Origin of the sequence: Bradyrhizobium manausense (genome assembly GCF_018129685.1) — a bacterium.
Classification (GTDB): domain Bacteria; phylum Pseudomonadota; class Alphaproteobacteria; order Rhizobiales; family Xanthobacteraceae; genus Bradyrhizobium; species Bradyrhizobium manausense_D.
Map to the genome: position 1 here is coordinate 1 of NZ_JAFCLG010000050.1, position 4,227 is coordinate 4,227.

The 4,227-nt window shown below is 57.7% G+C and carries 3 protein-coding genes, 2 pseudogenes and 1 other annotated feature; of the genes and pseudogenes, 3 read left to right on the top strand and 2 right to left on the bottom strand.

Annotated features, from left to right (window positions below; genetic code table 11):
• Positions 1-696 precede the first annotated feature (696 nt).
• Entirely contained in the window at positions 697-909 is a 213-nt protein-coding gene (locus JQ621_RS35180; protein WP_212241792.1) for a hypothetical protein, read from the bottom strand.
• A 622-nt stretch (positions 910-1,531) separates the two neighbouring features.
• Here JQ621_RS35180 and JQ621_RS35185 point away from each other — a divergent pair.
• Positions 1,532-2,137, top strand: a complete 606-nt coding sequence (locus JQ621_RS35185) for a PAS domain-containing protein (protein ID WP_212241793.1) — start codon at positions 1,532-1,534, stop codon at positions 2,135-2,137.
• 526 nt (positions 2,138-2,663) lie between these two features.
• On the opposite strand, the pseudogene JQ621_RS35190 reads toward JQ621_RS35185, so the two are convergent.
• Positions 2,664-2,807 (bottom strand): annotated as a pseudogene (locus JQ621_RS35190) (IS110 family transposase); the annotation flags it as partial.
• Between the two features lie 193 nt (positions 2,808-3,000).
• Between JQ621_RS35190 and JQ621_RS36100 the strand changes: the two are divergent.
• Positions 3,001-3,606: an LpxD N-terminal domain-containing protein gene (locus JQ621_RS36100; protein ID WP_409334268.1), complete on the top strand. Its 606-nt coding sequence runs from the start codon at positions 3,001-3,003 to the stop codon at positions 3,604-3,606.
• A pseudogene (locus tag JQ621_RS35200) lies at positions 3,558-4,227 on the top strand (IS3 family transposase); the annotation flags it as partial. The gene JQ621_RS36100 and the pseudogene JQ621_RS35200, both read left to right, overlap by 49 nt.
• Positions 3,785-3,901, top strand: a sequence feature (AL1L pseudoknot). It overlaps the preceding pseudogene by 117 nt.

Below are 4,227 nucleotides of genomic sequence, written 5' to 3' on the forward strand. Positions count from 1 at the left end.
CACTTCTATGCGCGGTGACAACGGTCGTCTTATGTCGTCCGAATGGTCGTCCATTGTGAGCACCCTTGCAGAAGATGGCTCTTCTAACGGCGCTCACAGGTCTACGCACAAACAATCTGATGGGCCTCGCAGCCCCGCTTACCATCTATACGTTGGAACGACCGAAGCAGATCATCGTACTGACGTATATTCAGTCAGGGGGCAGCAAGCCCGGCGACTGTAGCCAATCACTCAGATGGGCGCCGGTCTCGGCAATCCGGGCGCGTTTGAGCAGCGCTTCACGTTCCGGCCCCGCGGGCAACTGGCTGGCTTGTTCTTTAAGTTTGGCGCTTGCTCGGCCATTCGTTCTTCTAGGGAGCCGGTTTGTTTCGCTCTGCGACGCTCCCGCATCTGAGTGTTCCATTAGCAAGGGCAAACGACTCGCTAACTGCATCGGGGCGTTTCAGTTCCTAGATTTCCCGAGTTCCGCGCCTGGGAACTTTTCACCATCTTCGGTTCTTGAATCACGCTGGCCCGCCGCCGGGCCGGCGGAGCGGCCCCGGCCCCCAAAGCCCCCCAGCCGGGGCCCGCTCTCCAGCAAAAGAAAAACCTGCCGACATAGGAGGCGACGGGGGAAGGCTGAAACTGAGATTTTTGACGATCGGCGGGCACCGATCGTGCGGACCACTTAGCCGATTCCCGTCTATCGGTCGCGCATCAACCAACCACAGGACCTGGAAGCGTCCGAAGTCCGTCCTCGATGGCGGCAATGTCCTGCTCGACATGAGAGATCGACGACCGCACATCGAAACCTGCTCGGGACTTTAGCTCGGCTGCCAGACGCTGGCGATGCGATTTCAGATTTTCTAAAGCCTGCCGGTCCTGAAGCTTGGCATACCCGCTCACAATCAACTCAATCGCACTCGACATTACGCGCCCCGCCGAAAATTCGGATCTGCAATAGGCCGAAACTAGCGACGGCGATGACGCTTGTAAACCCCGGTCAAGAGCCAGCCCTCTCTAAGGTGCTGGCACTCGTTTTTGCGACCGTAACTGCCGACGTTCCCGCAGGCGAACATACCGTTCCGCTATTGGCGTCATTCGAAGGATTGCATCTTGAGAGCGAACATGGCACGGCTTCTTTTCCAGCCCCGAAAGCCCCCAGCAGCCGATCCAATTTCGGATTAGAGCGCTGGGGGCGACTGGCCGATAAGGTTACCGAAAGTTCCCGGTTCGGAACTCGCGAAAAATCACTCGCTGCCACCGGTCTTTTCGGTTAAAGATTCCTTACCGGGGCTGGCGCATACCTCACTTAGATCATTTCACCCGGATCTTTTGACACGGCATGGGCCGCAGCGGTTAAACCTCCCGCTGCGGCCTTCGTCGTTCTAGCCTAGTAACCGCCGGCGGTCACCGGTTGCCGATCCTGACGCAAACGGACAAAGATTTTACAGCCGAACGGATCGGCCCAAGACGAAGTCACAAGGTGTTAACGGGCTCTTAGCTGAGGCGGGCTAGCCTGCTGATTTATAAGCTTCAAGGCGTGTCAGCTATGGACTTTCAGAGCGCAGCGCCATCCGTTGTGAGGGCGATCCGCCAGCGTGATCTTCTCAACACGTGGCTTCGGCTGTACGCGCGTGAGAGCCGCCTCCCCGGTCTCTCAGAATACCTGCCAAGCCGCCTTCAGGAAGAAGAAGACGATCTCGTTTATTACGCCGTCAATACTACCAACTGGCCACCCGTTCTCACCATTCAGAGCGAAGGCACGCGCATGTCCGCCGCCTATGGCAAGACCGGGAAAGGGCGCAGCCTGGACGAGTACGTGGGCCCGCGGTTTGCCTCTACTGTCATGCCGGTTTACTATCTATGCGTCGCGCGACGATGCCCGGTCTACACTGTATCCGAGCTTCAGGACACCGCCGGCCATAGGGTGGAATATGAACGATTGCTCCTGCCGTTCGGGACCGGTAGCGAGGTTACTGAAATAATAGCCTCTCTGAAGACGATCAGCATCGAAGGCAGGTTCGAAATTCGGGAGTTGATGACGCGCAGCGACCTAGTCACAGCACCAACTCTACGCGCGGTTATCGACCGAGAACTTTATCATAGGATGTCGACGCGCACGGCAGAGATAGCTGATGATATAGTTTTTGACTGAGGCGCCGAGTCGAGGCCGAAAGCTCCACACAAGCAACGGCTACCCGCGATCTACCCGCTTCGCTACTTAAGCGATGCCGGTGGCCTCATATTGTATGGGGTGAAAATCGAGAAGATTAGCCTTGGGCATAGATCCTCTGGCCTACTTGAAATCTTTCCAGCGTTACGCCCGCGGCTGGCTTGCCAAGGAATGCGACAGGATCGAACATTGGCTGTGGGGTGCTATCCAGCGCAGCTTTTGACATTGCACGTAGTCCGCATTCGGAGCGTGGTCTATGTTAGACAGTTTGCAAGCGCGTAAGTTGCTACAGATCAAAGCCTTGCAGCTTTCAACTACCGATGAATTGAAGTCGGCAATGGCTCCCGACGGCTGCGATTGCAAATTTCAGCATTCTCGGCGCGACCAATTTCAAGATTATCACAACGTTCCCCCTGCGTCATAAACGGCATTCAGGTGCTGCTTATGGGAGAGTCCGCTAATCGTGCATTTGCCAAAAGTCTCTCGTTGGCCCTTAGCAGCTTTTCGGCGTGCACGCCTCAGTGTTCCTTTCCTGGGCGGCAAAGCCAATACCTTGGCGCACAGCGATCCCGCGTTTAGGCATCAACGCGCGAGTCTGGTTGATGCCGGTGCGTTGCGAGACCAGCCGCTCGCTCACCCGGTGGAGTGCCTGCGTTTAGCCGTGAACGATGTGCGTTGATCCGCGAGTACTTAATTGAGACAGTAGTAAAGATAGCCTTCCCATAGCAGGCGCTTACGCAGCTGGAATTTAGCGGCGAGCCTGTAGCGACGCAAAACGAATAGTCGACCAAGACTTGACATAGAAGCAGAAGAAAACGTTAGTGGGCCTTGTAGAGGGCAAAAGCATGACTGTAGCTGGGCTTGGGAGTTCAAGGTTCTTTCGACGAGCTGGCCCGTATTCAGTCGAAGTAGTTGCGAGCACCGCTGGTGGGTTCGGAGATGGGCGCGAATTACTCCTTGAAGGAGTGGCCCCTCTCCAAACGGCAGGCGCTTATGAAGTGAGCTTTCTTGACAATCGGCGATACGCGTCGGCACTCGATCAGACTACCGCCGGCGCGGTGATCGTTCATCCTGACATGGCGTCGCGAGTACCAAGGGCGACGGTGGCGATCATAACGACCGAACCATATGCGGCCTGGGCCCGCGTTGCCGCGCTTTTTTATCCTGCACCGCCGCCCTCTCCTGGTGTTCACCCTTCCGCAATCGTTGCTGACGGCGTGCAGATTCATTCCACGATGGAGGTTGGGCCGCTATGCGTAATTGAGACAGGAGCGGAAATAGGACCTGGCTGTCAGATTGAACCGCCCCAGGATTGCCGGAGGCTCCAACTCTTGAGAAGGTGGAGCCATGACGAGCAAGACGACGAACAATTTCACCCGAAGTCCGGGCCCGTGCGGTTCGGATGGTTTTGGATCACGGAAGCGAGCACCCGTCGCGCTGGGCGGCAGTGACCTCGATTGCGGCGAAGATCGGCTGCACGCCGCAGACGCTGCATGACTGGGTCAAGAAGGCCGAGATCGACAGCGGGCAGCGGCCCAGCGTTCCGACCGACATGGCCGACAAGCTGAAGGCCCTTGAGCGGGAGAACCGCGAGCTTCGGGAAGCCAACGAGATCCTGCGTAAGGCAAGCGCTTATTTTGCGATGGCGGAGCTCGACCGCCGGTCCAAGCCATGATCGCCTTCATCGACGATCATCGTGGGGCGCATGGGGTCGAGCCGATCTGCAAGGTGTTGCCGATTGCCCCCTCGACCTACCACGCTCATGTCGCCAAGCGGCGCGATCCGGCCAAGTTGTCGGCCCGCGCTAGGCAGGATGCCATGCTGAAGATCGAGGTCCGGCGCGTGTTCGAGGAGAACTTGTCCGTCTACGGCGCGCGCAAGGTCTGGCGGCAGCTCAAGCGCGAAGGCTTTGATGTTGCCCGTTGCACAGTGTCGCGATTGATGCGGGACATTGGCTTGCAAGGGGTCATTCGGGGCAAATCCGTCAAAACCACGATCAGCGACAAGGCTGCGCCATGCCCGCTGGATCACGTCAACCGCCAGTTCAAGGCGCCGAGGCCGAATGTTCTCTG

Coding starts and splice junctions, on each gene's coding strand:
- JQ621_RS36100 (WP_409334268.1), top strand. CDS start 3,001: ATGACTGTAGCTGGGCTTGGGAGTTCAAGGTTCTTTCGACGAGCTGGC.
- JQ621_RS35185 (WP_212241793.1), top strand. CDS start 1,532: ATGGACTTTCAGAGCGCAGCGCCATCCGTTGTGAGGGCGATCCGCCAG.
- JQ621_RS35180 (WP_212241792.1), bottom strand. CDS start 909: ATGTCGAGTGCGATTGAGTTGATTGTGAGCGGGTATGCCAAGCTTCAG.